The organism is Streptomyces sp. NBC_01317, assembly GCF_035961655.1.
Lineage (GTDB): Bacteria > Actinomycetota > Actinomycetes > Streptomycetales > Streptomycetaceae > Streptomyces.
In genome coordinates this window covers 6,851,017-6,877,120 of sequence record NZ_CP108393.1, presented here as the reverse complement: position 1 = coordinate 6,877,120, position 26,104 = coordinate 6,851,017, and the positions used below count along the sequence as shown (strand labels likewise).

The 26,104-nt window shown below is 71.1% G+C and carries 24 protein-coding genes; 1 reads left to right on the top strand and 23 read right to left on the bottom strand.

Translation table 11 applies throughout. The features are described from left to right. Positions 1–36: 36 nt before the first annotated feature. The 13 genes from metK to pyrR all read right to left on the bottom strand — a co-directional run bounded on the left by metK (position 37) and on the right by pyrR (position 14,590). Positions 37–1,260 (bottom strand): methionine adenosyltransferase, encoded by a 1,224-nt coding sequence (gene metK / locus OG349_RS30025; RefSeq protein WP_327237561.1) that lies wholly within the window; start codon positions 1,258–1,260, stop codon positions 37–39. A gap of 289 nt (positions 1,261–1,549) precedes the next feature. Next, positions 1,550–2,788 carry a bifunctional phosphopantothenoylcysteine decarboxylase/phosphopantothenate--cysteine ligase CoaBC gene (coaBC, locus tag OG349_RS30020; RefSeq protein WP_327237560.1) on the bottom strand — a complete coding sequence of 413 codons (1,239 nt, stop codon included), beginning with the start codon at positions 2,786–2,788 and terminating at the stop codon, positions 1,550–1,552. A 99-nt stretch (positions 2,789–2,887) separates the two neighbouring features. Further along, positions 2,888–3,160, bottom strand: coding sequence for a DNA-directed RNA polymerase subunit omega (gene rpoZ / locus OG349_RS30015; protein WP_023542989.1), 273 nt, complete (start codon positions 3,158–3,160; stop codon positions 2,888–2,890). Positions 3,161–3,225: 65 nt separating this feature from the next. Then, entirely contained in the window at positions 3,226–3,789 is a 564-nt protein-coding gene (gene gmk / locus OG349_RS30010) for a guanylate kinase (RefSeq protein ID WP_327237559.1), read from the bottom strand. Between the two features lie 38 nt (positions 3,790–3,827). Beyond that, positions 3,828–4,151, bottom strand: coding sequence for an integration host factor (locus OG349_RS30005; protein WP_161310959.1), 324 nt, complete (start codon positions 4,149–4,151; stop codon positions 3,828–3,830). Between the two features lie 311 nt (positions 4,152–4,462). Beyond that, on the bottom strand, positions 4,463–5,350 hold the full coding sequence (gene pyrF, locus OG349_RS30000) for an orotidine-5'-phosphate decarboxylase (protein WP_327237558.1): 888 nt from the start codon (positions 5,348–5,350) through the stop codon (positions 4,463–4,465). Further along, positions 5,347–6,456, bottom strand: coding sequence for a quinone-dependent dihydroorotate dehydrogenase (locus tag OG349_RS29995; protein WP_327237557.1), 1,110 nt, complete (start codon positions 6,454–6,456; stop codon positions 5,347–5,349). The genes pyrF and OG349_RS29995 overlap by 4 nt, the downstream gene beginning before the upstream one ends. A 96-nt stretch (positions 6,457–6,552) precedes the next feature. Next, positions 6,553–9,867, bottom strand: coding sequence for a carbamoyl-phosphate synthase large subunit (gene carB / locus OG349_RS29990; RefSeq protein ID WP_327237556.1), 3,315 nt, complete (start codon positions 9,865–9,867; stop codon positions 6,553–6,555). Then, a complete protein-coding gene (locus tag OG349_RS29985) occupies positions 9,860–11,029 on the bottom strand; it encodes a carbamoyl phosphate synthase small subunit (RefSeq protein WP_327237555.1) in 1,170 nt (389 codons plus the stop codon). Before OG349_RS29985 ends, carB begins: the two co-directional genes overlap by 8 nt. Continuing rightward, a complete protein-coding gene (locus OG349_RS29980) occupies positions 11,026–11,622 on the bottom strand; it encodes a PH-like domain-containing protein (RefSeq protein ID WP_327237554.1) in 597 nt (198 codons plus the stop codon). The genes OG349_RS29985 and OG349_RS29980 overlap by 4 nt, the downstream gene beginning before the upstream one ends. A 5-nt stretch (positions 11,623–11,627) precedes the next feature. Further along, positions 11,628–12,914 carry a dihydroorotase gene (locus OG349_RS29975; RefSeq protein WP_327237553.1) on the bottom strand — a complete coding sequence of 429 codons (1,287 nt, stop codon included), beginning with the start codon at positions 12,912–12,914 and terminating at the stop codon, positions 11,628–11,630. 2 nt (positions 12,915–12,916) lie between these two features. Beyond that, a complete protein-coding gene (locus OG349_RS29970) occupies positions 12,917–13,927 on the bottom strand; it encodes an aspartate carbamoyltransferase catalytic subunit (protein ID WP_327237552.1) in 1,011 nt (336 codons plus the stop codon). Between the two features lie 84 nt (positions 13,928–14,011). Further along, positions 14,012–14,590: a bifunctional pyr operon transcriptional regulator/uracil phosphoribosyltransferase PyrR gene (gene pyrR / locus OG349_RS29965; RefSeq protein WP_327237551.1), complete on the bottom strand. Its 579-nt coding sequence runs from the start codon at positions 14,588–14,590 to the stop codon at positions 14,012–14,014. Positions 14,591–14,810: 220 nt separating this feature from the next. On the opposite strand from pyrR, the gene bldD reads away from it, so the two are divergent. Further along, positions 14,811–15,311: a transcriptional regulator BldD gene (bldD, locus tag OG349_RS29960; protein ID WP_161310967.1), complete on the top strand. Its 501-nt coding sequence runs from the start codon at positions 14,811–14,813 to the stop codon at positions 15,309–15,311. 366 nt (positions 15,312–15,677) lie between these two features. Here bldD and nusB read toward each other — a convergent pair whose 3' ends face one another. The 10 genes from nusB to mltG all read right to left on the bottom strand — a co-directional run bounded on the left by nusB (position 15,678) and on the right by mltG (position 26,060). Further along, entirely contained in the window at positions 15,678–16,118 is a 441-nt protein-coding gene (nusB, locus tag OG349_RS29955; protein WP_161310968.1) for a transcription antitermination factor NusB, read from the bottom strand. A 2-nt stretch (positions 16,119–16,120) separates the two neighbouring features. Then, positions 16,121–16,687, bottom strand: a complete 567-nt coding sequence (gene efp / locus OG349_RS29950) for an elongation factor P (RefSeq protein ID WP_161310969.1) — start codon at positions 16,685–16,687, stop codon at positions 16,121–16,123. A gap of 53 nt (positions 16,688–16,740) precedes the next feature. Then, positions 16,741–17,847 carry an aminopeptidase P family protein gene (locus tag OG349_RS29945; protein WP_327237549.1) on the bottom strand — a complete coding sequence of 369 codons (1,107 nt, stop codon included), beginning with the start codon at positions 17,845–17,847 and terminating at the stop codon, positions 16,741–16,743. Positions 17,848–18,655: 808 nt separating this feature from the next. Then, the gene (locus OG349_RS29940) at positions 18,656–19,615 is read right to left on the bottom strand and encodes an AAA family ATPase (protein WP_327237548.1); all 960 of its coding nucleotides are present in this window, start codon (positions 19,613–19,615) and stop codon (positions 18,656–18,658) included. 187 nt (positions 19,616–19,802) lie between these two features. Beyond that, complete coding sequence (gene aroQ, locus OG349_RS29935; RefSeq protein ID WP_327237547.1) at positions 19,803–20,243, bottom strand: type II 3-dehydroquinate dehydratase; 441 nt, start codon at positions 20,241–20,243, stop codon at positions 19,803–19,805. Continuing rightward, positions 20,240–21,334, bottom strand: coding sequence for a 3-dehydroquinate synthase (gene aroB / locus OG349_RS29930; protein WP_327237546.1), 1,095 nt, complete (start codon positions 21,332–21,334; stop codon positions 20,240–20,242). The genes aroQ and aroB overlap by 4 nt, the downstream gene beginning before the upstream one ends. Next, on the bottom strand, positions 21,331–21,888 hold the full coding sequence (locus OG349_RS29925) for a shikimate kinase (protein ID WP_327237545.1): 558 nt from the start codon (positions 21,886–21,888) through the stop codon (positions 21,331–21,333). Before OG349_RS29925 ends, aroB begins: the two co-directional genes overlap by 4 nt. Further along, on the bottom strand, positions 21,885–23,069 hold the full coding sequence (gene aroC, locus OG349_RS29920; protein ID WP_327237544.1) for a chorismate synthase: 1,185 nt from the start codon (positions 23,067–23,069) through the stop codon (positions 21,885–21,887). Before aroC ends, OG349_RS29925 begins: the two co-directional genes overlap by 4 nt. A 173-nt stretch (positions 23,070–23,242) precedes the next feature. Further along, a complete protein-coding gene (locus tag OG349_RS29915) occupies positions 23,243–24,088 on the bottom strand; it encodes a shikimate dehydrogenase (RefSeq protein WP_327237543.1) in 846 nt (281 codons plus the stop codon). Then, positions 24,069–26,060 carry an endolytic transglycosylase MltG gene (mltG, locus tag OG349_RS29910; RefSeq protein ID WP_327237542.1) on the bottom strand — a complete coding sequence of 664 codons (1,992 nt, stop codon included), beginning with the start codon at positions 26,058–26,060 and terminating at the stop codon, positions 24,069–24,071. The genes OG349_RS29915 and mltG overlap by 20 nt, the downstream gene beginning before the upstream one ends. Positions 26,061–26,104 lie beyond the last annotated feature (44 nt).

The window sequence follows — 26,104 nt, the reverse complement described above, 5'->3', positions numbered from 1 at the left end:
TGGTGACCGGGGTCCGTCGTGCGGTGCTGGGGGGTGCTACAGGCCCGCCGCCTCGCGGAGGGCGTCCACGCGGTCCGTGCGCTCCCAGGTGAATTCGGGGAGCTCGCGGCCGAAGTGGCCGTAGGCCGCCGTCTGGGCGTAGATCGGGCGGAGCAGGTCCAGGTCGCGGATGATCGCGGCCGGGCGGAGGTCGAAGACGTGGGCGATGGCCTGCTCGATCTTCTCCGGGTCGACCGTGTGCGTGCCGAAGGTCTCCACGAAGAGGCCGACCGGCTCCGCCTTGCCGATCGCGTACGCGACCTGGACCTCGCAGCGGGAGGCCAGGCCGGCCGCGACGACGTTCTTCGCGACCCAGCGCATCGCGTACGCCGCCGAGCGGTCGACCTTCGACGGGTCCTTGCCCGAGAAGGCGCCGCCGCCGTGGCGGGCCATGCCGCCGTACGTGTCGATGATGATCTTGCGGCCGGTCAGGCCGGCGTCGCCCATCGGGCCGCCGATCTCGAAGCGGCCGGTCGGGTTGACCAGCAGGCGGTAGCCCTCGGTGTCGAGCTTGATGCCGTCCTCGACCAGCTGGTTCAGGACGTGCTCCACGACGAACTCGCGGACGTCGGGCGCCAGCAGCGAGTCCAGGTCGATGTCCGAGGCGTGCTGGGAGGAGACGACGACCGTGTCGAGGCGGACGGCCTTGTCGCCGTCGTACTCGATGGTGACCTGCGTCTTGCCGTCCGGGCGCAGGTAAGGGATCGTCCCGTTCTTGCGGACCTCGGACAGGCGCCGGGAGAGCCGGTGCGCCAGGTGGATCGGGAGGGGCATCAGCTCGGGCGTCTCGTCGCACGCGTAGCCGAACATCAGGCCCTGGTCGCCCGCGCCCTGCTTGTCGAGCTCGTCACCCTCGTCACCGGCGGCGGACCCCTCGACACGCTTCTCGTACGCGGTGTCGACACCCTGCGCGATGTCGGGCGACTGGGCGCCGATGGACACCGACACGCCGCAGGAGGCGCCGTCGAAGCCCTTCTTCGAGGAGTCGTAACCGATGTCCAGGATCTTGTCGCGGACCAGCTGGGCGATCGGCGCGTACGCCTTCGTGGTCACCTCGCCGGCCACATGGACCTGGCCCGTGGTGATCAAGGTCTCCACGGCGACCCGGGAGGTCGGGTCCTCCCGCAGGAGCGCGTCGAGAATGGTGTCGCTGATCTGGTCAGCGATCTTGTCGGGGTGACCTTCGGTCACTGACTCCGAGGTGAAGAGACGACGGGACACAACGCTCCCTGGGGTTGCAGCGGCTGCTGGCTCAAACATGGGTGGTTCCGGAACGGCGGGGGGCTGCGCCCCGCGACACTCCTCGACCACTTTATCGGTCAGATGCGGACACCGGGCCACGTTTCTCGATCCATGAAGGTTTCATGGTGCGCATCGGCGTGGCGCCGGATCCGCCGACCGGGCCCCGTCCGGGGGCAATATGCGGCCTATCCTGCTGTTTTCCCGGGTTCTCGGCTGCGGGAGGAGCGGGCTCCGGCGAAACGCCGTCCGACACTCCGCCACAGAGAATTCATGCGTTTCTGGATCGGGGGTCGAGTCCGGCCGGGCCCAGGCGCGGGACGACCAGGTCCCAGACGACGTCCGCGAGCGCTTCCTTGGGACCGTACGGCACCGGTGTCTCGCCCCCGTCGGCCGCGAGCACCACCGCCTCGTTCTCCTCCGCGCCGAAGGTCCTGCGCTCCCCCACCTCGTTGACGACCAGCAGGTCGCAGCCCTTGCGGAGCAGCTTGCGGCGGCCGTTGGCGAGGACGTCGTCCGTCTCCGCCGCGAAGCCGACGACCACCTGTTCGGGCCGGGCGCGCTCGCCCGCGATCTCGGCGAGGATGTCCGGGTTGCGGACCAGTGTGACGGGAGCGGGCTCCTCGCCGTCCTTCTTCTTGATCTTCCCCGGCGCGTAGGCGGCGGGCCGGAAGTCGGCGACGGCCGCCGCCATCACCACCGCGTCCGCGTCCGCCGCGGCTTTCAGCACGGCCTCGCGCAGCTGCACCGCCGTCCCCACATGGACGACGTCGACGCCCGCCGGGTCGGTCATCCCCGTGTTGGCCTCGATCAGCGTCACGCGGGCGCCCCGGGCCGCCGCCGTACGGGCCAGGGCGTATCCCTGCTTCCCCGACGAGCGGTTCCCCAGGTAGCGGACGGGGTCCAGCGGTTCGCGCGTCCCGCCCGCGCTGACCACCACATGGCGCCCGGCCAGGTCGGGCGCGGTCACCCCACGGGCCAGCACCCGGCGGCAGACCTCGAAGATCTCGCCCGGGTCCGGCAGCCGCCCCTTGCCGGTGTCGGCGCCGGTGAGCCGCCCCACCGCCGGTTCGACGACAATCGCGCCCCGCCGGCGGAGCGTCGCCACGTTCTCCTGGGTCGCGGGGTGTTCCCACATCTCGGTGTGCATGGCGGGGGCGAAGACGACGGGACAGCGGGCGGTGAGGAGCGTGTTGGTGAGCAGGTCGTCGGCGAGGCCGTGGGCCGCCTTCGCGAGGAGGTCGGCGGTGGCGGGTGCCACCACGACCAGGTCGGCGCTCTGCCCGATGCGTACGTGCGGCACCTCGTGCACGTCGTTCCAGACCTCGGTGGAGACCGGGTTCCCGGAGAGCGCGGACCAGGTGGCCGCCCCCACGAAGTGCAGCGCGGCCTCGGTCGGCACGACCCGTACGTCATGGCCCGACTCGGTCAGCCGCCGCAGCAGCTCGCACGCCTTGTACGCGGCGATCCCGCCCGCGACTCCCAGAACAACCTTCGGCCTGCCGTCCACCGTGCCTCCTCCTAGGAAATGACACACCACAGGCCCGGCAGTCGTACTGCCGGGCCTGGGTGAAAGTGCGTGTACGCGACTGGGCGAGCGTGTACGTGCCTACTGGGCCGGGCCGTCGATGGCCTCGGAGGTCAGCAGACCGGCGTTGATCTCGCGCAGGGCGATCGAGAGCGGCTTCTCGTGGACGTGGGTGTCCACCAGCGGGCCGACGTACTCCAGCAGGCCCTCGCCGAGCTGCGAGTAGTACGCGTTGATCTGGCGCGCGCGCTTGGCCGCGTAGATCACGAGGCTGTACTTCGAGTCCGTGGCCTCAAGCAACTCGTCGATCGGCGGGTTGATGATGCCCTCGGGCGTGGAAATGGAAGAGGACACTCTCTGGCCTTCCGAAGAAAATTCAGGGAACCGCAAAGGACACTAGGAAAAACGAACACTAAAGATCATGCAACTGCCATCAAGGCTAGCAGCTCACGCGCGACGTCCTCGACGGACGTGTTGACAAGGGTCGTGTCGAACTCCGGCTCGGCGGCCAGCTCGATCGTGGCGGCCGCGAGCCGTCGCTCGATGACAGGCGCGGATTCGGTGCCCCGGCCGGTGAGCCGGCGCACCAGCTCGTCCCAGCTCGGCGGAGCCAGGAAGACCAGCTGGGAGTCGGGCATCGACTCCTTGACCTGCCGTGCGCCCTGGAGGTCGATCTCCAGCAGTACGGGATCGCCCGACTCCAGGCGGTCGAGGACCGCACGGCGCGGGGTGCCGTAGCGGTTGCCCGCGAACTCGGCCCATTCCAGCAGCTCGCCGTTGGCGACCAGCTTGTCGAACTCCTCGTCCGAGACGAAGAAGTACTGGACGCCGTGGCGCTCGCCGGGGCGCGGCTTTCTTGTGGTGGCCGACACCGAGAGCCATACCTCGGGGTGGACCTTGCGCATATGCGCGACGACCGTGCTCTTGCCGACCCCGGAGGGGCCGGAGAGCACGGTCAGCCGCGGTCGTACCTCTGCTGCCATGCAGCGATTATCCAGGTTCCCGGGAGTGCCCGGGAACGTCAGGAAGCCGCGCCGCCGAACTCGCGTTCCAGGGACGCGATCTGGTTGGAGCCAAGACCGCGCACGCGGCGGCTCTCGGAGATCCCGAGCCGCTCCATGATCTGCTTGGCGCGGACCTTGCCCACGCCGGGCAGGGACTCAAGGAGGGCGGAGACCTTCATCTTCCCGATGACGTCGTTCTCCTGGCCCTGCTTGATGACGTCATGGAGGGAAGCACCGGAGTGCTTGAGTCGATTCTTGACCTCGGCCCGCTCCCGGCGAGCCGCGGCGGCCTTTTCGAGCGCGGCTGCGCGCTGTTCAGGGGTAAGGGGCGGAAGAGCCACGCCTACGTCACCTCGGATGTCGAACTGTCGGATACGGACCGGCGCGGGACCTGATCGCCCCGCACCAGGGCGAGCAACGGGCAACGCACTGCACGTTGGCTCTCGACGGAGACTAGCGGCCAAGGCCGCCGGAGTCAGCGAGAACAGACGAAAAGTCCTGGTCAGCATTGATCGGGGGCGACATTCCGGTCATTTTGCCCCACATTTTGGTCAAGAGAGCTTCCGTCGCGTCGCCGCCAGGTCCCCGCGCGGTCTCCGGAAGGTCCCCGCAACGTCCCCGCGAAGCCGTCGTCCGGCCGGCCGTCCGGTCATCAGGGGGTCTCCCGGGGCGCCGCGACGGCCTTCCTGACCTCCGCCGTGACGCGCTCGGCCGCCTCGCGCAGGGCCGCGACGCCAGGACCGTGCCGCAGGACGCCCCGGCTGACGCTCGGGACGACGTTCCCGACCGACGCGCCGAAGACGCCCGGGAGATCCGCCGGGGTCGCGCCCTGCGCCCCGATGCCGGGAGCGAGCAGCGGTCCGTTGACGGCGAGATCGACCCCCGCGTCGCCGAGCGTGGCGCCGACGACCGCGCCCACCGAGCCGAGGACGGGGGCGCCCCGGTTCTCGGCGGCGATGTGGTCGAGCACGACCTGCGCCAGCGCCCGGCCGTCGGCGGCGGTGGCCCGCTGGACCTCCGCGCCCTCCGGGTTGGAGGTGAGCGCCAGGACGAAGACACCGGCCCCGGAGACGGCGGCGGCGTCGAGGGCGGGGCGCAGCGAGCCGAAGCCGAGGTACGGGGAGAGGGTCACCGCGTCCGAGAACAGCGGCGAGTCCTGGTCCAGGTAGGTCTGCGCGTACGCCTCCATCGTCGAGCCGATGTCGCCGCGCTTGGCGTCCATCAGGACCAGGGCGCCGGCCGCCCGCGCCTCCTCGACGGCCTTTTCCAGTACGGCGATGCCTCGGGAGCCGAAGCGCTCGAAGAACGCGGACTGCGGCTTGAGGACGGCGACCCGGTCGGCCAGCGCCTCCACCGTCGTCCGGGTGAAGCGCTCCAGACCCGCGAGGTCGTCGCCCAGGCCCCAGGCCGTGAGCAGCGATCCGTGCGGGTCGATGCCGACGCAGAGCGGGCCCCGGGTGTCCATGGCCCGGCGCAGCCTGACGCCGAAGGGCTCGCCCGGCGGGCGGCCGGGCGCCGGGTTCTCCTGTCGCGCGGTCATGCGGTCACCTTCCGGGTCTCGGCGCCGACGGCGTCGGCGAGGGTGGCGTACGGGCTCGTGCGCAGCCGCGCCGCGAGCCCCTTGTGGACCGCGCGGCTCCAGAACGGCCCCCGGTAGACGAACGCGCTGTAGCCCTGGACGAGCGTCGCGCCCGCCAGGATCCGCTGCCAGGCGTCCTCGGCGTCCTCGACGCCCCCGACGCCGACCAGGGTGATCCGGTCGCCCACGCGGGCGTACAACCGGCTCAGGACGGCCAGGGAGCGGGCCTTGAGGGGCGCGCCGGACAGCCCGCCGGTCTCCGCGACCAGGCCGGCGGGCGAGCGGAGGCCCAGGCTGTCCCTGGCGATGGTGGTGTTCGTCGCGATGATGCCGTCCAGGCCCAGCTCGACGGCCAGGTCGGCGACGGCGTCGACGTCCTCGTCCGCGAGGTCGGGGGCGATCTTGACGAGGAGCGGGACGCGGCGGTCGGTGACCGTACGGTCGGCGGCCTCCCGCACGGCGGTGAGCAGCGGCCGGAGCTGGTCGACGGCCTGGAGGCTGCGCAGTCCCGGGGTGTTGGGCGAGCTGACATTGACCACCAGGTAGTCGGCGTGGACGGCCAGCCGCTCCGTCGACAGGACGTAGTCGGCGGTCGCCTCACCCTCAGGGACGACCTTGGTCTTGCCGATGTTGACGCCGACGGTGGTACGGAAGACCTCGCGCCGCGCGCCGAGGCGGGCGGCCACGGCCTCGGAACCCTCGTTGTTGAAGCCCATCCGGTTGATCAGCGCGCGGTCGGCGACGAGCCGGAAGAGCCGCTTCCTCGGGTTGCCCGGCTGGGGCTGCCCGGTAACGGTCCCGATCTCGATGTGGTCGAAGCCGAGCATCGCCAGGCCGTCCACGGCGACGGCGTTCTTGTCGAAGCCGGCGGCCAGCCCGAAGGGGCCGTGCATCCGCAGGCCGAGGGCTTCGGTGCGCAGCTCCGGGTGGCGGGGGGCGAGGACGGCCGCGGCGAAGGTGCGCAGGACGGGGACGCGGGCGGCGAGGCGGATCCACCGGAAGGCCAGGTGATGGGCGCGTTCGGCGTCCATCCGGCGGAAGACCAGCTGGAAGAAGAGTCGGTACATGGGTGGGTGCTTTCCTCAGGAGGTCGTACGACAGGTCGCGCGAGAGGTCATGCACGAGGGGGGACACCGGGTCCGGTGTCCCCCCTCGTGTGCGGGCTACTGGTCCTCGCGGGCCGCGATCAGGTGTCGCGCGTGTTCCTGGAGGGAACGGACGCCGATGTCGCCGTGGGTGAGCGCGTCGATGCCCTGGACGGCGGCGGCCAGCGCCTGGACCGTCGTCAGGCACGGGACTCCGCGCGCCACGGCGGCCGTACGGATGTCGTAGCCGTCGAGCCGCCCGCCGGTGCCGTACGGGGTGTTGACGATGAGGTCGACCTCGCCCGCGTGGATGAGCTGGACGATGGTCTGCTCGCCGTTGGGGCCCTCGCCCTCGAACTGCTTGCGTACGACCCTGGCCTTGATGCCGTTGCGCTTGAGGACCTCGGCCGTCCCGGAGGTGGCGAGCAGCTCGAAGCCGTGGGCCACCAGCTCGCGCGCCGGGAAGATCATCGAACGCTTGTCGCGGTTGGCGACGGAGATAAAGGCGCGGCCCTTGGTCGGCAGCGGCCCGTACGCGCCCGCCTGGGACTTCGCGTACGCCGTGCCGAAGGCGGAGTCGATGCCCATGACCTCGCCGGTGGAGCGCATCTCCGGGCCGAGGACGGTGTCGACACCGCGTCCGTGGACGTCGCGGAAACGCGACCACGGCATCACGGCCTCCTTGACGGAGATCGGCCCGTCCAGCGGCAGCGTGCCGCCGTCGCCGTGCGCCGGGAGCAGGCCCTCCGCGCGCAGTCCCGCGACGGTGGCGCCGAGCGAGATGCGGGCGGCCGCCTTGGCGAGCGGTACGGCGGTCGCCTTGGAGGTGAAGGGGACCGTACGGGAGGCGCGCGGGTTGGCCTCCAGGACGTACAGGATGTCCCCCGCGAGGGCGAACTGGATGTTGATCAGACCGCGCACCCCGACGCCCTTGGCGATGGCCTCCGTGGATGTGCGCAGCCGCTTGATGTCGTAGCCGCCGAGCGTGATGGGCGGCAGGGCGCACGCCGAGTCGCCGGAGTGGATCCCGGCCTCCTCGATGTGCTCCATGACGCCGCCCAGGTACAGCTCGGTGCCGTCGTAGAGCGCGTCCACGTCGATCTCGATGGCGTCGTCGAGGAAGCGGTCGACGAGGACCGGGCGGGTGGGGCTGATCTCCGTGGACTCGGCGATGTACGAGGACAGGCGCGTCTCGTCGTACACGATCTCCATGCCACGCCCGCCGAGCACGTACGACGGGCGGACGAGCACCGGGTAGCCGATCTCGTCGGCGATGGCCTTGGCGCCGGCGAAGGTGGTCGCGGTGCCGTGCTTGGGCGCGGGCAGGCCGGCCTCGGCGAGGACCCGGCCGAACGCGCCGCGGTCCTCGGCGGCGTGGATCGCCTCGGGAGGTGTGCCGACGACCGGGACGCCGTTGTCCTTGAGGGCCTGGGCGAGGCCCAGCGGGGTCTGGCCGCCGAGCTGGACGATGACGCCCGCGATCGGCCCGGCGAGCGACTCGACGTGCACGATCTCCAGTACGTCCTCCAGGGTGAGCGGCTCGAAGTAGAGCCGGTCGGAGGTGTCGTAGTCGGTGGAGACGGTCTCGGGGTTGCAGTTGACCATCACGGTCTCGTAGCCCGCGTCGCTGAGCGCGAAGGACGCGTGCACGCACGAGTAGTCGAACTCGATGCCCTGGCCGATCCGGTTGGGCCCCGAGCCGAGGATGATCACGGCGGGCTTCTCGCGGGGCGCGACCTCGTTCTCCTCGTCGTACGAGGAGTAGAAGTACGGGGTCTTCGCGGCGAACTCGGCCGCGCAGGTGTCGACCGTCTTGTAGACCGGGCGGACTCCCAGCGAGTGCCTGACCTCCCGGACGACGTCCTCGCGCAGCCCGCGGATCTCGCCGATCTGGGCGTCGGAGAAGCCGTGCCGCTTGACCTCGGCGAGCAGCTCGGGGAAGAGCCGTTCGGCGGCGGTCAGTTCGTCCGCGTACTCCTTGATCAGGAACAGCTGGTCCACGAACCACGGGTCGATCTTCGTCGCGTCGAAGACCTCCTCCTGGGTGGCCCCGGCCCTGATGGCCTGCATGACGGTGTTGATCCGGCCGTCGGTGGGGACCTTGGCGGTCTCCAGCAGCGCGTCCTTGTCGCCGGGCGGGCCGGTGAAGCGGAACTGGCTGCCGGCCTTCTCCAGGGAGCGCAGGGCCTTCTGGAGCGCCTCGGTGAAGTTACGGCCGATGGCCATCGCCTCGCCCACCGACTTCATGGTGGTGGTCAGCGTGGCGTCGGCGAGCGGGAACTTCTCGAAGGCGAAGCGCGGAACCTTCACGACGACGTAGTCGAGGGTGGGCTCGAAGGACGCCGGGGTCTTCTCGGTGATGTCGTTCGGGATCTCGTCCAGCGTGTAGCCGACGGCGAGCCGGGCGGCGATCTTGGCGATCGGGAAGCCGGTGGCCTTGGAGGCGAGCGCGGAGGACCGGGACACCCGGGGGTTCATCTCGATGACGATGATGCGGCCGTCGTCGGGGTTGACGGCGAACTGGATGTTGCAGCCGCCGGTGTCCACCCCGACCTCGCGGATGATCGCGATGCCGACGTCCCGGAGGGTCTGGTACTCACGGTCGGTCAGCGTCATCGCGGGCGCGACGGTGATCGAGTCACCGGTGTGCACGCCCATCGGGTCGAAGTTCTCGATGGAACAGACGACGACGACGTTGTCCTTCTTGTCGCGCATCAGCTCCAGTTCGTACTCCTTCCAGCCAAGGATGGACTCCTCCAGGAGCACCTCGGTGGTCGGCGAGAGCATGAGCCCCTGGCCGGCGATCCGGCGCAGCTCCTCCTCGTCGTGGGCGAAGCCGGAGCCGGCGCCGCCCATGGTGAAGGAGGGGCGGACGACGACGGGGTAGCCGCCGAGCGTCTCCACGCCGGCGAGGATGTCGTCCATCGTGTGGCAGATCACCGAGCGGGCGGACTCGCCGTGGCCGATCTTGGCGCGGACGGCCTCGACCACGCCCTTGAACAGCTCGCGGTCCTCGCCCTTGTTGATCGCCTCGACGTTGGCGCCGATCAGCTCGACGCCGTACTTCTCCAGGACACCCTGTTCGTGCATGGAGATGGCGGTGTTGAGCGCCGTCTGGCCGCCGAGGGTGGGCAGCAGCGCGTCGGGGCGCTCCTTGGCGATGATCTTCTCGACGAACTCGGGGGTGATCGGCTCGACGTACGTGGCGTCGGCGATCTCCGGGTCCGTCATGATCGTGGCGGGGTTGGAGTTGACCAGGATGACGCGCAGGCCCTCGGACTTGAGGACCCGGCAGGCCTGGGTGCCGGAGTAGTCGAACTCAGCGGCCTGGCCGATGACGATCGGTCCCGATCCGATGACCAGGACGGACTGGATATCGGTGCGCTTAGGCACGCTGGTCCTCCATCAGGGATGTGAAGCGGTCGAAGAGGTACGCGGCGTCGTGCGGGCCCGCGGCCGCCTCCGGGTGGTACTGGACGCTGAACACCGGCCGGTCGAGCAGCCGCAGCCCCTCCACCACGTTGTCGTTGAGGCAGACATGGCTGACCTCGGCGCGGCCGTAGGGGGTCTCGGAGACCTGGTCGAGCGGGGCGTCGACGGCGAACCCGTGGTTGTGCGCCGTGACCTCGACCTTCCCGGTCGTCCTGTCCTGCACGGGCTGGTTGATGCCCCGGTGCCCGTACTTGAGCTTGTACGTGCCGAAGCCCAGCGCCCGGCCGAGGAGCTGGTTGCCGAAGCAGATGCCGAAGAGCGGGGTGCCGCGCTCCAGGACGCCCTTGACGACGGTGAGGTCGGCGGTGGCGGGGTCGCCGGGGCCGTTGGAGAGGAAGACCCCGTCGGGGGCGGTCGCGTAGACGTCGTCCAGGGTGGCGGTGGCGGGCAGGACGTGGACCTCTATGCCGCGTTCGGCCAGCCGGTGCGGGGTCATGCCCTTGATGCCGAGGTCGAGGGCGGCGACGGTGAACCGCTTGGTGCCGATCGCGGGCACGACGTACGGCTCGGCGGTGGTGACCTCCGAGGACAGCTCGGCGCCGCTCATCTCGGGGGCCCGCAGGACGCGGGCGAGAAGCGCCGCGCCGTCCGCGACGCCCTTGCCCGAGGCGCTGTTGAGCGCGTCCCCGGAGAAGATGCCGACGCGCATCGCGCCCCGCTCGCGCAGGTGGCGGGTGAGCGCGCGGGTGTCGATCCCGCTGATGCCGACGACGCCCTGCGCGGTCAGTTCGTCGTCCAGCGAGCGCCGTGAGCGCCAGTTGGACGGGACGCGCGCGGGGTCCCGTACGACATAGCCGGACACCCAGATGCGGCGCGACTCCTGGTCCTCGTCGTTGATCCCGGTGTTGCCGACGTGCGGGGCGGTCATCACGACGACCTGGCGGTGGTACGAGGGGTCGGTGAGGGTCTCCTGGTAGCCGGTCATGCCGGTGGAGAACACCGCCTCGCCGAACGTCTCCCCCACGGCCCCGTAGGCGCGGCCGCGGAAACTGCGGCCGTCCTCCAGGACGAGCACGGCGGGAGACGCCTTGTCACGGGCGGATCCCCGGGGGGAGGTGGTCATGATGCGCCTTCCGTCGTGGTGAGGGATGTGTTCGCGGTGGTCGTGCCGGTGATCGCGCCGATCGCGCCGACCCATTCCGCCTGCTCGGCCGACCGGTCGGACCGGAAGCCGGAGTCGATCAGCCGGTCGCCGTGCTGCCAGGTGACGATCAGCAGGCCGCCCTCGGCGAGGACCTTCCCGGCGATGCCCTTGTCGAGCCGGGCCTCCCGCAGTTGGGCGGCCGGGACGAAGAAGTCGGTGGCGCCGGGGCGTACCACGTCGAGGCCCGCGTCGGTCAGGGTCAGTTCGACGCGGCTGCGGGTACCGAGCCCGTGGGCCACGATCCGGTCGAGCCACTGCCCGGCGGTGGTGGAGCCGTGGTAGCGGCCGGTCAGGGTCAGCCGGGGCTCGCCCGGGGTCTCCGGCGCCGTGGGCAGGTCCGGTACGTCGGACTGGAGGCTGCCGCGCCATTTCCAGCCCTGCCGCATCAGCCAGTAGACGAGCACGACGAAGAGCAGCAGGCCGGCCACCCAGCCGATCCTGGCGGCCCAGTCGGTCACCTCCGCCGACTTCTGCTCGGCGGCCAGGGGGATGAAGAGGTTCGCAGTTGTCACGCTTGTCACGCCAGATTCCCGTCGACGACCGTGGCGCGGCCCCGCAGGAAGGTGTGGGTCACGCGTCCCGGCAGTTCATGCCCCTCGTAGGGGGTGTTGCGGCTGCGGGAGGCGAAACCCGCGGGGTCCACGACACCACGGTAAGCCGGATCGACCAGGGTGAGGTTGGCGGGCTCGCCTGCCGAGACGGGGCGGCCGTGTCCCTCCAGCCGGCCGATCCTGGCCGGGCGGAACGACATGCGGTCCGCGACCCCGGCCCAGTCGAGCAGCCCGGTGTCGACCATCGTCTGCTGGACGACGGAGAGCGCCGTCTCCAGGCCGACCATGCCCATGGCCGCCGCGGCCCACTCGCAGTCCTTGTCCTCGTGCGGGTGCGGGGCGTGGTCGGTGGCGACGCAGTCGATCGTGCCGTCGGCGAGGGCCTCGCGCAGGGCCAGCACGTCGGCCTCCGTACGAAGGGGCGGGTTCACCTTGTAGACCGGGTTGTATGACCGTACGAGCTCGTCCGTGAGGAGCAGGTGGTGCGGGGTGACCTCGGCGGTGACGTTCCAGCCCTTGGACTTGGCCCAGCGGACCAGCTCGACGGAACCGGCCGTGGAGAGGTGGCAGATGTGCACCCGCGAGCCGACGTGCGCGGCGAGCAGGACGTCGCGGGCGATGATCGACTCCTCGGCGACGGCGGGCCAGCCGCCGAGACCCAGTTCGGCGGAGACGACGCCCTCGTTCATCTGCGCGCCCTCGGTGAGCCGGGGCTCCTGGGCGTGCTGGGCGATGACGCCGTCGAAGGCCTTCACGTACTCCAGCGCGCGGCGCATGATCACGGCGTCGTCCACGCACTTGCCGTCGTCGGAGAAGACCCGGACGCCGGCCGCCGAGTCGTGCATGGCGCCCAGCTCGGCGAGCTGCTTGCCCGCCAGGCCGACGGTGACCGCGCCGATGGGCTGCACGTCGCAGTAGCCGGACTCGCGGCCCAGGCGCCAGACCTGCTCGACCACTCCGGCGGTGTCGGCGACGGGGAAGGTGTTGGCCATGGCGTGGACGGCCGTGAAGCCGCCGACCGCCGCCGCCTTCGTACCGGTGAGGACCGTCTCGGAGTCCTCGCGGCCCGGCTCGCGCAGGTGGGTGTGGAGGTCGACCAGACCGGGCAGCAGGACCAGCCCGTCCGCCTCGATCACGGTGGCGTCACCGGCGTCGAGGCCGGCGCCGACCTCCGCGACCGTCTCGCCGTCGATCAGGACGTCCCGCACCGCGCCACCGAGCACCCGTGCGCCCCGGACAAGGATCTTGGTCATGGTTACTTGTTCTCCTCGGTACGGGCGTGGCTGACGGCGGGCTCGTTGCCGCCCAGCAGCAGGTAGAGCACGGCCATGCGGATGGACACACCGTTGGCGACCTGCTCGACGGCGGTGCAGCGGCCGGAGTCGGCGACCTCGGCGGTGATCTCCATGCCGCGGTTCATCGGGCCCGGGTGCATCACGACGGAGTGCCCGGGCATCCGGGCCATCCGGTCGCCGTTCAGGCCGTAACGGCGGGAGTACTCCCGCTCGGTGGGGAAGAAGGCGGCGTTCATCCGCTCGCGCTGCACGCGCAGCATCATGACAGCGTCGGAGGCGGGCAGCACCTGGTCCAGGTCGTAGCTGACCTCGCAGGGCCACTGCTCGACGCCGATGGGCACGAGGGTGGGCGGGGCGACCACGGTGACCTGGGCGCCCAGGGTGTGGAGCAGCAGGATGTTGGAGCGGGCGACCCGGCTGTGCAGGACGTCGCCGACGATCGTGACCCGGCGCCCTTCCAGGTCGCGGCCGACGCCCTGGTCGGCGCCGACGAGGCGGCGGCGCAGGGTGAACGCGTCGAGGAGGGCCTGGGTGGGGTGTTCGTGGGTGCCGTCGCCCGCGTTGACGACGACCCCTTCGATCCAGCCCGAGGTGGCGAGCCGGTAGGGGGCGCCGGAGGCGCCGTGCCGGATGACGACGGCGTCCGCGCCCATCGCCTCCAGGGTCAGCGCGGTGTCCTTGAGCGACTCGCCCTTGGAGACGGACGAGCCCTTCGCGGAGAAGTTGATGACGTCCGCGGAGAGGCGCTTGGCGGCGGCCTCGAAGGAGATCCGGGTCCTGGTCGAGTCCTCGAAGAAGAGGTTGACGACGGTACGGCCGCGGAGGGTGGGCAGTTTTTTGATGGGCCGGTCGGCGACCCTGGCCATCTCCTCGGCGGTGTCGAGGATGTGGACGGCTTCGTCGCGGGTGAGATCGCCGGCGGAGATGAGGTGGCCGGGCGTGCGGGGGCTTGTCCCTGGGAGACGCAGCATCGGGTGTCTGCTCCGGAGGTGGTGGCGGTGTGCGGGCGCGCGAGCGCTGCCGTACGGGTGGGTCGGAGGCGTACGGGGCTTCGGCTAGGGCGTGTCCGGCCCGCGCAGGCCGAGCAGGACCGTGTCGCGCCCGTCCTCCTCGGCGAGCTGGACCTTGACCGTCTCCCGCAGCGACGTGGGGAGGTTCTTGCCGACGTAGTCGGCGCGGATCGGCAGTTCGCGGTGGCCGCGGTCGACGAGGACCGCGAGCTGGACGGCCCTGGGGCGGCCGATGTCGCCGAGCGCGTCGAGCGCCGCGCGGATCGTACGGCCGGAGAAGAGCACGTCGTCCACGAGGACCACGAGGCGTCCGTCGACCCCGTCGGCGGGGATGTCGGTACGGCCCAGCGCGCGGGCGGGCCGCATGCGCAGGTCGTCGCGGTACATGGTGATGTCCAGGGAGCCGACCGGGATCACGCGGCCGGTGATCTCCGCGAGCCGGTCCGCGAGCCGGCGGGCGAGGTAGACACCGCGGGTCGGGATGCCGAGCAGCACCACGTCGTCGGCGCCCCTGGCGCGTTCGACGATCTCGTGGGCGATGCGGGTGAGGACCCGGGCGATGTCGGGGGCCTCCAGCACGGGGCGGGCGGCCTCGGAGCTGTGGGCAGGGCTGTGCGAGTCCATTGGAAACGGACCTCCTTCTCCGCCTCACGGGACGGATCTTAAAGGACGTCGAAATTGCGCCACCCACGTTAGCAGGGCACGGTGGAGTGCCTGGTGGCGCCCCTGCGGGGGACGAGCCGCGAGGCTGTGCGGAAGGGCGGTACGGACCATTCGGCTTGACGCATCCAAGTAACGCTGCGTAACCTCACAGTGAGTTACCAGACTTCGTCCGGGGAGCTATATGTCCAGCGAATACGCAAAGCAGCTCGGGGCCAAACTCCGCGCCATCCGCACCCAGCAGGGCCTCTCGCTCCATGGCGTGGAGGAGAAGTCCCAGGGCCGCTGGAAGGCCGTCGTGGTCGGTTCGTACGAGCGCGGCGACCGTGCCGTCACGGTGCAGCGCCTCGCCGAGCTGGCGGATTTCTACGGGGTCCCGGTGCAGGAGCTCCTGCCCGGTACGACGCCCGGCGGCGCCGCCGAGCCGCCGCCGAAGCTGGTCCTCCAGCTGGAGCGCCTGGCCCATGTCCCGCAGGAGAAGGCAGGCCCTCTCCAGCGTTACGCGGCGACGATCCAGAGCCAGCGCGGGGATTACAACGGCAAGGTGCTGTCGATCCGCCAGGACGACCTGCGCACCCTCGCGGTCATCTACGACCAGTCGCCGTCGGTCCTGACCGAGCAGCTGATCAGCTGGGGAGTCCTGGACGCGGACGCCCGCCGTGCCGTCGCGCACGACGAGGGCTGATCTCCCGCCTCACGCATAACAGCAGAAACGTCACCTCGGGAGGACGGACCCGCGCACGCCGGATCCGTCCTTCCGGCGTGCCTGGACGTGCGGCGGTGTACTCCCGGAGCGTGGGAGGGCGGCGTGAAACCGCCCCACGGCACCGCCACCGGCCTTTGGGCGGGTGGCCGGGCATCCGGGCGCGGGAGTGTCCCAGGGGGGCGCACACGGGCGCCAAGGGGCTCGGAGCCGGTTTCTCCGCACGCCCCCGGTTCTCGCCGCGCCCAGGAGCACACGCGCTCCCGCAACGGACGTCGCCGGGAAGGCTGTCGATCAGCCTGCCCGGCGACGGGAAGCACGGGAGCACCGGCGCGCCCGCGGACACGCTCAGGGCGTGTCAGCGGGGCGGCGCAGGCTCGGCTTCAGCTCCTTGAAACGGCCCAGGAGGCCGTTCACGAAGGACGGGGAGTCGTCGGTCGAGAACTCCTTGGCGAGCTGGACCGCCTCGTCGATCACCACGGCGTCCGGGGTGTCGTCCACCCAGACCAGCTCGTACGCCGCGAGCCGCACGATGTTCCGGTCGACGACCGGCATGCGGTCGAGCGTCCAGCCGACCGCGTAGGTGGAGATGAGGTCGTCGATCCGGTCCGCGTACACCGCGTACCCCTCGACCAGCTCCATGGTGTACTCACCGACCGGCGGCTGGCGCTCGTCGGTCCTGGCGTGCCGTATCCAGTCCGCGAGGACCGTCTGCACGGGCGCCCCGCGCTGGTCGGCCTCGAAGAGGATCTGGAAGGCCCGCTTGCGGGCCTTGTTCCGGGCAGCCACGGTTAGCTGTTCACCCGGCCGAGGTAGTCGCCGGTGCGGGTGTCGACCTTGATCTTCTCACCGGTCGTGATGAAGAGCGGGACGCCGATCTCGTAGCCCGTCTCCAGCGTGGCCGGCTTGGTGCCGCCGGTGGAGCGGTCGCCCTGGAGGCCCGGGTCGGTGTGCTGGATGACCAGCTCGACGGCGGCGGGCAGCTCCACGTAGAGCACCTCGCCCTCGTGCTGGGCGACGCTGGCGGTGAAGCCCTCGATCAGGTAGTTCGCGGCGTTGCCGACGGACTTGCGGTCGACCATGAGCTGGTCGTACGTGTCCATGTCCATGAAGACGTAGTACTCGCCGTCCATGTACGAGAACTGCATGTCGCGGCGGTCAACGGTGGCCGTCTCGACCTTCACGCCGGCGTTGAAGGTCTTGTCGACCACCTTGCCGGAGAGCACGTTCTTCAGCTTGGTGCGCACGAAGGCCGGGCCCTTGCCGGGCTTGACGTGCTGGAACTCGACGACGGACCAGAGCTGGCCCCCGTCGAGCTTGAGGACCAGGCCGTTCTTGAGGTCGTTCGTGGAAGCCACGGTTGCGGAATCTCCTGGACTGAAAGCTGGCGGACGACCAGGGGTACGCCGCGCTAGAGCGCGAGCAGCTCCTTGGTCGTAATGGTGAGTAGCTCGGGTCCGCCGTCCGCCTCGGGGCGGACGACGAGCGTGTCATCGATCCGGACACCGCCCCGGCCCGGAAGGTGGACCCCCGGTCCGACGGTGACCGGCACACAAGCGTCCAGTTTACCCATGGCGGCGGGGGCGATCTGCGGGTCCTCGTCGATTTCGAGCCCGACGCCGTGCCCCGTACGGGGAGCGAGCCCCTCCGAGTGGCCCGCGGCCTCCAGCGGCTGCCGGGCCGCGCGGTCCACGTCGCGGTATCCCGTGCCGGGCACAAGGACCTCCCGACCTGCCCGTTGTGCCCCGAAGACCAGCTCGTACAACTCGATCTGCCAGTCGGCCGGGGACGTCCCGATGACAAACGTACGGCCGATCAGACAGCGGTAGCCGCGGTAGTCGGCCCCAAGGGTGACGGACAGGAAATCACCCTCCTCGACCCGCCGGTCCGTCGGCCGGTGCCGCGGGCGGCCCGAGTGGGGGCCGGTGGCGATCGCGGTGGGGAAGGCGGGTCCGTCGGCGCCGTGGTCGACCAGCCTGCGCTCCAGCTCCAGCGCGAGGTGGCGTTCGGTACGGCCGACGAGGATCGACTCCAGCAGTTCGCCCAGCGCCTGGTCGGCGATCTCGGCGGCGATCCGCAGGCAGGCGATCTCCTCCTCGTCCTTGACGATCCGCTGGTGCTCGACAGCGGCGCCCAGGTCGGTGAGGCACAGTCCCGGCACGACGGAGGCGATCGCCCGGTGCCGGGTGACGGTGAGGTGGTGCTCCTCGACGGCCAGCGAGTCCACGGCGGACCTCGCGAGCACCCCGGCCGCCGCGACCGCCGGGTCGCCGTCGGCGGTGGGCAGGACGGTGAGCCGCAGTTCCTCGTCCACGTGGCCCTCGGTGGACTCGGGCACGGGGGTACGGGGGCACAGGAGCAGGTCCTCGTCGGGGCCGACGAGCAGCACCGCGCCCGGTGGGGCGCCGCCGGCGAGATAGCGGACGTTGGCGGGCCGCGAGACCAGAGCCGCGGTGTCGCCTGCGGCGGAGCAGCGGTCGCGGAGCCGCGCGCGGCGGGCCGCGTGCACCTGTGACATGGTCTGAGCGTAGGAGCGGTGCGGTGGTTCTGCTGGTTCTGGGCGGCCGACTGGGGGGATGGGGGGGCCTCGTCACGGCGACCGCGTTGCGGTTCCTGTTGTCCTCAATCGCCGGACGGGCTTGTTTGTGCGTCTGCCCGGTGCGGGCGGGTGCGGCTTACTGATTGTCCTCAATCGCCGGACGGGCTTGGTTGTGCCCGCTGCGGGCCGGTGGTTTGGGTGCGGGTCGGTTGCCGGGGGCCGGGCAGGGGTCGTGTCCTGCACTGCATGTTTTACGTCGCGTTCGGGGACTTCGGACATTCACGGTAGTCACGCGACACAAAACACGCTCTACGTTCCGGACACGACCCCTGCCCGTCCCCCTCCCAGGCCCGCGCCAAAACAAAACCGGGTCCGTCCGGCGTTGGAGGGCCCGGGGGCACCATCCAGCCCGTCCGGCGCTTGAGGACATCAGTAAGCCGCGCCCGAGCACCGGGCAGGGCCACACTCCAGCCCGTCCGGCGATTGAGGACATCAGTAAGCGGCACCGTCCACCGGGCAGGGGCCAGACGCCCCCGGGCCGGCGGGGTCGTTCAGCTCACCCCCGGCGTGAGGGGGGTGGGGTCGGAGGAGGTGCGTGTGTCCGGACGTAAAGCGTGTTTTGTGGCGCATGGCTACCGGTGAACTGGACGAGTTCCTGAGGCGCCGTAAAACATGCAGTCCGGACATACGTACCTCCGCAGGCCCCACCCCCCGTCACCACGACAAACCCAGCCCGTCCGGCGATTGAGGACAAGCAGTAAGCGCAACCGGTCACCGGGCGAAACGGCTACCAGCTCGGCGGACTCGCAAGCGCGCGGGCCAGGACCTCGTCCAAGACCCTCGCCGTCGTCTCCACGTCGTACTTCGAATTGTCGATGATCGGCAGGCCCGAGCCGTACCACCCCGCCATCCGCCCATGGATCCCCGCCACCTCCTCGTCCGCCAGGCGGCGATTCCCGCTGCGCTCCGCGTTGCGCTCCAGGACGATCTCCAGCCCGGGCAGCAGGACCACCGGCAGCAGGCCGGGGCCGACGTGGCGCTTCCAGCCGCCGAGGCCGACGACCGGGCGGTCGGGGAAGACCGCGTCGTCCAGGATGCAGGAGATCCCGTTGGCGAGGAAGTTGCGGGCGGCGAAGCCGCAGGTGCGGCGCGCCAGGCGGTACTGGGCCTCGGAGTGGTCGTTCCAGCCCGACTGCGGGTCGGCGAAGCCGGAGCAGACCCACTCGCGGACGTCGTCCAGGCTGATGTGCGCGGTGGGCACACGGCGGCTCTGCGCCCAGTGGCGCGCCACCGTCGTCTTGCCCGCGCCGGCCGGGCCGATGAGCAGCACGGCGAGCGTCGCCACGCCCGTACCGCTGTCGCCGTGAAGCGGCGCGGGGATGGGCACGGGGCCGCCGGGCGGCAGCTGGACGTGCCCGGTGACATCGGAGGGCGGCGGGCCCGAGGGCCGGCCGGGGGGTGGTACCGGGGCCTGCCGGGGCGCGTGGGCGGGCGGCGGTACGGCCCCGGGGGGCGGCGGGCGGTACTGCGGGTGGTGCGGCGGCGGGCCCTGCGGCGGCTGCGGCGGGCCTTGGGGCGGCGGCCCCTGCGGGGGCCCCGGCGGCCGGGGCGGCCCCTGCGGCGGGTGCCAGCCCGGCGCGGGCGGCTGCCCCTGCGCGCCGGGGGGAGGTGCCTGGTGCGCCCAACCGCCGGGTCCGTGCGCCGACCCCTGGTGAGGCGGCAGCGGAGCCCCCACTGCGTGCTGCATCCGGTGCCACTCCGTCTCGTGCGACTGACTCAACTCGTCCGGCCGACTCGTTCGACCGGCCGGTTCGTACGCCTGGCTGGTGCGTCTGACGCCGGGCCCCGGTCGCATGGTTCCCGCGCTGCGACACGGTACCGCCCCCGGCCGTCCCTCTGGGAACGGCCGGGGGCGCCCGTGAGTGCCCGGTCTGTCAGCCGGTCAGTTCGTCCGCGAGCGCCCGCAGTGCCAGCCGGTACGAGCCGATCCCGAAGCCCGCGACCGTACCGCTGGCGACGGCCGCGACGACCGACGTGTGGCGGAACTCCTCGCGTGCGTACGGATTCGAGAGGTGCACCTCGATGAGCGGCGCGGTGCGCTGCGCCGCCGCGTCCCGCATGGCGTACGAGTAGTGCGTGAACGCCCCGGGGTTGAGGACGACCGGGACCGAACCGTCGGCGGCCTCGTGGAGCCAGCGGATCAGCTCGCCCTCGTCGTTCGTCTCGCGGACGTCCACCTCGAAGCCCAGCTCCTTGCCGAGCGCCTGGCAGACCTCCACCAGACCTGCGTAGGACGTCGACCCGTACACGTCGGGCTCCCGTGAGCCCAGCCGCCCCAGGTTCGGGCCGTTGAGGACGAGCACGGGCCGGCTCATGCCGACACCTCGCCGTACGCGGCGAGCAGGACGGCCGGGTCGGGACCCTCCAGCACGGTCGGCTTGGCGAGCCCGTCGAGCACGATGAACCGCAGCAGGTTCCCCCGCGACTTCTTGTCGATCTTCATGTTCTCCAGCAGCTTGGGCCACTGGTCGGCGCGGTACGTGAGCGGCAGGCCGACGGACTCCAGGACGGCGCGGTGCCGGTCGGCGGTCGCGTCGTCCAACCGCCCGGCCAGGCGGCCCAGTTCGGCGGCGAAGACCATGCCGACGGAGACGGCCGCGCCGTGCCGCCACTTGTACCGCTCGTTCTTCTCGATGGCGTGCGCCAGCGTGTGGCCGTAGTTGAGGATCTCCCGCAGCCCGGACTCCTTGAGGTCGTTGGAGACGACCTCGGCCTTGACGCGGATCGAGCGCTCGATCAGCTCGGCGGTGTGCGGTCCCGCGGGCGTACGGGCGCCCTGCGGGTCGGCCTCCACCAGGTCGAGGATCGCGGGGTCGGCGATGAAGCCGGCCTTGATGATCTCGGCCATGCCGCTGACGTAGTCGTGCACGCCCAGCGAGTCCAGCGCGGCGAGGTCGCAGAGCACCCCGGCGGGCGGGTGGAAGGCCCCGACCAGGTTCTTGCCCTCGGCGGTGTTGATGCCGGTCTTGCCGCCGACGGCCGCGTCGACCATGGCCAGCACGGTCGTCGGCAGGGCGATCCAGCGCACCCCGCGCAGCCAGGTGGCGGCGACGAAGCCGGCGAGGTCGGTCGTGGCGCCGCCGCCGACCCCGATGATCACGTCGGTACGGGTGAAGCCGGTCTGCCCGAGCGCCTTCCAGCAGTACGCCGCGACCTCGATGGTCTTGGCCTCCTCGGCGTTCGGCACCTGCACGGCGACGACGTCGTACCCCTGGTCCGTGAGGTCCTGGCGCAGCGTCTCGCCGGTCTCGGCCAGCGCCTCGGGGTGGATGACGGCGACGCGCCGGGCCTGGGGGCCGATGAGCGCGGGCAGTTCACCGAGCAGCCGCCGGCCGACCAGCACCTCGTACGGCGCGTGGCCCGCGGTGCCGCCGACCTGGATGCGGGTGGACTCCTGGTCTGTCATACGAGCTTCTCCTTGCCGGGAGTCCGGGGGGCCGTACCGGGGGGCTGCTTGAGCTCCAGCGCGTCGAGGACGGCTTCCGCGACCTCGTCCGGGGTGCGGTCGTCGGTCCCGACCACCACCCGCGCGACGTCCGTGTAGTGGTGCCTGCGGGCTTCCATCAACTGCTTCCACTGCTGGCGCGGGTTGATGGCGAGCAGCGGGCGGGCGGTGTTCAGCCCGACGCGCTTGATGGCCTCGCCGACCTCCATCGTCAGGTAGACGACGGGCAGTCCGGCGAGCAGGTCGCGGGTGGCCGCGTCGAGGACCGCCCCGCCGCCGAGCGCCAGGACGCCGTCGTGCTCGGCGACCGCGAGCCGTACGGCCTCGCGCTCCAGCTCACGGAAGCGCGGCTCGCCGTCGTCCACGAAGATGTCCGCGACCGTCCTGCCCTCGGCGGCGACGATGTCGGCGTCCGTGTCGCGGTAGTGGGTGCCCAGGCGCTCGGCGAGCAACTCGCCGACGGTCGACTTGCCGACCCCCATGGGCCCGACGAGTACGACAACGGGGCCGGTCATCGGACCACCAGGTTCTTCAGGTACGACTCCACGTTGCGGCGGGTCTCCGGCACGCTGTCGCCGCCGAACTTCTCCGCGACGGCGTCCGCGAGCGTGAGCGCGACCATGGCCTCCGCGACGATCCCGGCGGCCGGCACGGCGCACACGTCGGAGCGCTGGTGGTGGGCCTTCGCCGTCTCACCCGTCACGACGTCGACGGTGGCGAGCGCGCGCGGCACGGTCGCGATGGGCTTCATCGCGGCGCGTACGCGCAGCAGTTCGCCGGTCGTCAGGCCGCCTTCCGTACCGCCGGACCGGCCCGAGGTGCGCCGGATGCCGTCGTCGGTGGCCACGATCTCGTCGTGCGCCTGCGAGCCGGGGACCCGGGCAAGCCCGAAGCCGTCGCCGACCTCGACGCCCTTGATCGCCTGGATGCCCATCAGCGCTGCGGCCAGCCGGGCGTCGAGCCTGCGGTCCCAGTGGACGTGCGAGCCGAGCCCGACGGGCACGCCGTACGCCAGCACCTCGACCACGCCGCCGAGGGTGTCGCCGTCCTTGTGGGCCTGGTCGATCTCCGCGACCATCGCCTTGCTCGCGTCCGCGTCGAGGCAGCGCACCGGGTCGGCGTCGAGCCGCTCGACGTCGGAGGGCTTCGGGTAGACGCCGTACGGCGCCTTGGCCGCGGCCAGCTCCACGACGTGCGAGACGATCTCGATGCCGGCCGTCTCCTTGAGGTAGGAGCGGGCGACGGCACCGAGCGCGACCCTGGCCGCCGTCTCCCGGGCGCTGGCGCGCTCCAGGATGGGCCGGGCGTCCGCCACGCCGTACTTCTGCATGCCCGCGAGGTCGGCGTGACCGGGCCGGGGCCGGGTCAGGGGTTCGTTGCGGGCCAGCCCGGCCAGCACCTCCGGATCGACCGGATCGGCCGACATGACCTGTTCCCACTTGGGCCACTCGGTGTTCCCGACCATGATCGCGACCGGCGACCCCATGGTCAGGCCGTGCCGTACACCACCGAGGAAGGTGATCTCGTCACGCTCGAACTTCATCCGCGCGCCACGACCGTAGCCGAGGCGCCGCCGGGCGAGGTGGTCCGCCACCATCTCCGTGGTGATGGGCACACCGGCGGGAAGACCCTCCAGCGTCGCCACCAGGGCGGGGCCGTGCGACTCCCCCGCGGTCAGCCAGCGCAACCTGCTCAACGGTGCTCCTCTTACTCGCGCCCGGAACTGCATCGGCGCCACCGGGTGCGCGGCCCTGGCCCGCCGTCTCCGATCCTCCCACGATCGCGGGCGCGGACCGCCCGCCGGTCCGGAAAACGGACAGAGGCGGCTTGATCCGGCCGGATCCGTGGCCGGGGCCGGCCGGACACCCGTCAGCGGGCGGCGAGGGCCTGTTCGCCCGCCTTACGCATCTCCGGCAGGGGCGCCGGGGTGCGGCCCGTCATCATCTCGACCTGGAGGACGGCCTGGTGGACGAGCAGGTCGAGCCCGCCGACCACCTGGCCGCCCCGCGCGGACCAGGCGGCGGCGAGGGCGGTGGGCCAGGGGTCGTAGAGGACGTCGAAAAGCGTGCCGGGGCGCTCGGGGACCCGTCCGGCGAGCGCGTCGGAGGCGCCGGCCGGGGTGGTGGCGACGACCAGCGGGGCGTCGAGCGCCCCGGCCGCGTCCGCCCAGTCCGCCGTACGGACCTCGACGCCGAGGCGGGCTCCCCAGCCGCGCATCTCGGCGGCGCGCGTCTCCCCTCGTACGTACGCGGTGACCGGACCCGTACAGACGCGGGCGAGGGCGGCGAGCGCGGACGACGCGGTGGCGCCCGCGCCGAGGATCGCGGCGGACTCCACCGTGGTCACGCCCCGCTCGCGCAGGGCGGCGATCATCCCCGGGATGTCGGTGTTGTCGCCCGTACGCCGGCCGTCGGCGCCGATGATCACCGTGTTGACCGCCTCTACGGAGGCCGCGGTGTCGGTGATCTCGTCCAGGAGCGGGATGACCGCGCGTTTGAGCGGCATGGTCAGTGACAGCCCGGCCCAGGACGGGTCGAGCCCCCCTAGGAAGTCGGCGAGGCCCGTCTCGGTGACCTCGAACCGGTCGTACGACCACGTGGTCAGGCCGAGTTCGCCGTAGGCCGCGCGGTGCAGTACGGGCGACAGGGAGTGCGCGATGGGCGACCCCAAAACGGCCGCCCGGCGGATCCCCGGACTAGTTGCCCTGCTTGGCATTGAATTTGTCCTTGAGTTTCTGGAACTCCTCGTACGTCTTGGCGAATTCGGTCTTGTGCACACCGTCGGTCGCCACGAAGTACAGCCAGCCGTCCGAGGTCGGATCGAGCGCCGCTGCCAGCGCCTCGCCGCCCGGGTTGCTGATGGGTCCCGGCGGGAGACCCCGCTGCGTGTAGGTGTTGTACGGGTCCTGATTGCTGTTGATCTCGGACTCGCTGATATTGATGTTGCTCTCGCCCCTGAGGTAATTGAAGGACGAGTCGAACTGAAGCTTCTGGTTGGTCTGCGTGTTGGTGGGCTTGAGGCGGTTGTAGACCACCTCGGCCATCTTCCGGAAGTCGTCGTGCGTCTTGCCCTCGACCTGGACGAGGCTGGCGACGGTGATCATCTCCCACGGGCCGTCGACCTTGAACTTCTTGGCGTTGGCCTCCAGGTCGAGTTTGCCGTATTCGGCGTTGGCCCGGGACACCATCTTCTTGAGGACGGATTCCGGTTTCATGCCCTCGGCGACCGGATAGCTCGCCGGATAGAGGAAACCTTCCAGCGGGTCCTTGAGGTCCTTGTGACCCTTCGCCCAGTCGGGCAGACCGAGGCTGTTGAGCTGCTTCTTCGCGACAGCGGCGGTGGTTCCCTTGTCGAGCTTGAGCCTGTCGTCGATCATCTTGTAGATCTCGGCATTACGCTTGCCCTCGGGAATGACCAACGAGTTGTGGCTGGCCGGGTCGAGCATCGCCTTGACGGCGTTCTCCCCCGACATTCCCTTGCGCAGCGTGAAGACGCCCGCCTGGACAAGATTGCCCTTCGGGTTCTTCTTCTGCGCCTCGACAAACGCGCCCTCGCTCTTGATCACGCCTTTCTTCACCAGGATCGCCGCGATCGCGTACCCCCCGGAGTCCGGCGGGATCTCCACCTGGACCTCGGTGGAACCGGCGCCCGTGAAGTCCGGCGGGGGGCCGAACCGGTCCTGGTAGAAGGTGTAGCCGACGTAGCCGATACCGCCGACGCCGCCCACGAGCACCACGGCGAGGACGAGGCAGGCGCGGCCGTTGCCGCCCTTCTTCTTCTTTTTGGCCGACTTGCCACGACGGTCACGGCCGTCCCGGTCATCCCGGTCGTCCCGGTCGTCGTCCTCGTCGTCGTGCCCGTCGTCGTCCTCGTCGTCGTTCCGCGGGTTCCGGTTGTCGGACTCGTCGTCGTCACCCGTGAAGAAGGGGTGGGTCTCCGGGGGCTGCTGGGCGTCCCACTCGTTCTCCGGAGCCGCCGGAGCCGCCGGGGCGGCGGGGACCGGGACCTGGGGCTGCTGCGGCTGAGGCTGCCGGGGTTGCTGCGGCTGCTGGTGTTGCTGCTGCATGGGCTGCTGCGGCTGCTGCTGGAACTGCTGCTGTCCCTGCTGGGGATCCGCCTCCCCAGGCCGGCGACCCGGCGGCTGGGGCGGCGGGTACGCGTCCTGGGCGGCGTAGTAGTCCTGGCCCTCCGGGTAGCCGCCCTGGTGCTGAGCCGCGTAAGGGTCGGCCGGATTACCGCCGTACGCCATCGCGGCCTGCTGCTGATGCGGGTCCCAGGCTCCCGTACCGGCGTTGTACTGCTGCTGGTGCGGCACGTGCTGCTCGCCGTATCCCTGCGGCTGCTGCTGGTACTGCTGCTGCCCCTGGTACTGCTGAGGGTCCTGGTACTGCTGCGGATTCTGCTGGTACTGCTGGGGATCCGCGTACTGCTGCTGCGCGTCGTACTGCTGCCCGCCGTCGTACGGCTGCTGCTGGTACTGCTGCTGTTGCTGTTGCTGCTGGTACGGATCCTGACCGGCCTGACCGGCGTCGTACCCCTGCTGCGGATACTGCTGCTGCTGAGGCTGCTCGCCGTAGGGAACGCCCTGGCCGTCCGCCGCCTGCCGCTCTCCCCACCCCTGATCCCCGTACAAGGGATCTTCGGGGTGCCACGGTTCGGAGCCGGGGCCCCGGCCATAGTCAGTCATCGATCCCCTAGAGCCGCGAGGCGGCGGCCGTAGCACCAGCGGTA

What these genes read in the sequence shown, in the direction of transcription:
- OG349_RS29945 (WP_327237549.1), bottom strand. Translation starts at nt 17,847, where the DNA reads ATGTCACAGGTGCACGCGGCCCGCCGCGCGCGGCTCCGCGACCGCTGC.
- pyrF (WP_327237558.1), bottom strand. Translation starts at nt 5,350, where the DNA reads ATGACCGCGCGACAGGAGAACCCGGCGCCCGGCCGCCCGCCGGGCGAG.
- aroQ (WP_327237547.1), bottom strand. Translation starts at nt 20,243, where the DNA reads ATGAGCCGGCCCGTGCTCGTCCTCAACGGCCCGAACCTGGGGCGGCTG.
- OG349_RS29940 (WP_327237548.1), bottom strand. Translation starts at nt 19,615, where the DNA reads ATGCAGCACGCAGTGGGGGCTCCGCTGCCGCCTCACCAGGGGTCGGCG.
- OG349_RS29975 (WP_327237553.1), bottom strand. Translation starts at nt 12,914, where the DNA reads ATGACCAAGATCCTTGTCCGGGGCGCACGGGTGCTCGGTGGCGCGGTG.
- aroB (WP_327237546.1), bottom strand. Translation starts at nt 21,334, where the DNA reads ATGACAGACCAGGAGTCCACCCGCATCCAGGTCGGCGGCACCGCGGGC.
- OG349_RS29995 (WP_327237557.1), bottom strand. Translation starts at nt 6,456, where the DNA reads ATGTACCGACTCTTCTTCCAGCTGGTCTTCCGCCGGATGGACGCCGAA.
- OG349_RS29915 (WP_327237543.1), bottom strand. Translation starts at nt 24,088, where the DNA reads ATGCCAAGCAGGGCAACTAGTCCGGGGATCCGCCGGGCGGCCGTTTTG.
- mltG (WP_327237542.1), bottom strand. Translation starts at nt 26,060, where the DNA reads ATGACTGACTATGGCCGGGGCCCCGGCTCCGAACCGTGGCACCCCGAA.
- OG349_RS29925 (WP_327237545.1), bottom strand. Translation starts at nt 21,888, where the DNA reads ATGACCGGCCCCGTTGTCGTACTCGTCGGGCCCATGGGGGTCGGCAAG.
- pyrR (WP_327237551.1), bottom strand. Translation starts at nt 14,590, where the DNA reads ATGGACTCGCACAGCCCTGCCCACAGCTCCGAGGCCGCCCGCCCCGTG.
- bldD (WP_161310967.1), top strand. Translation starts at nt 14,811, where the DNA reads ATGTCCAGCGAATACGCAAAGCAGCTCGGGGCCAAACTCCGCGCCATC.
- gmk (WP_327237559.1), bottom strand. Translation starts at nt 3,789, where the DNA reads ATGGCAGCAGAGGTACGACCGCGGCTGACCGTGCTCTCCGGCCCCTCC.
- OG349_RS29985 (WP_327237555.1), bottom strand. Translation starts at nt 11,029, where the DNA reads ATGACCACCTCCCCCCGGGGATCCGCCCGTGACAAGGCGTCTCCCGCC.
- OG349_RS29970 (WP_327237552.1), bottom strand. Translation starts at nt 13,927, where the DNA reads ATGCTGCGTCTCCCAGGGACAAGCCCCCGCACGCCCGGCCACCTCATC.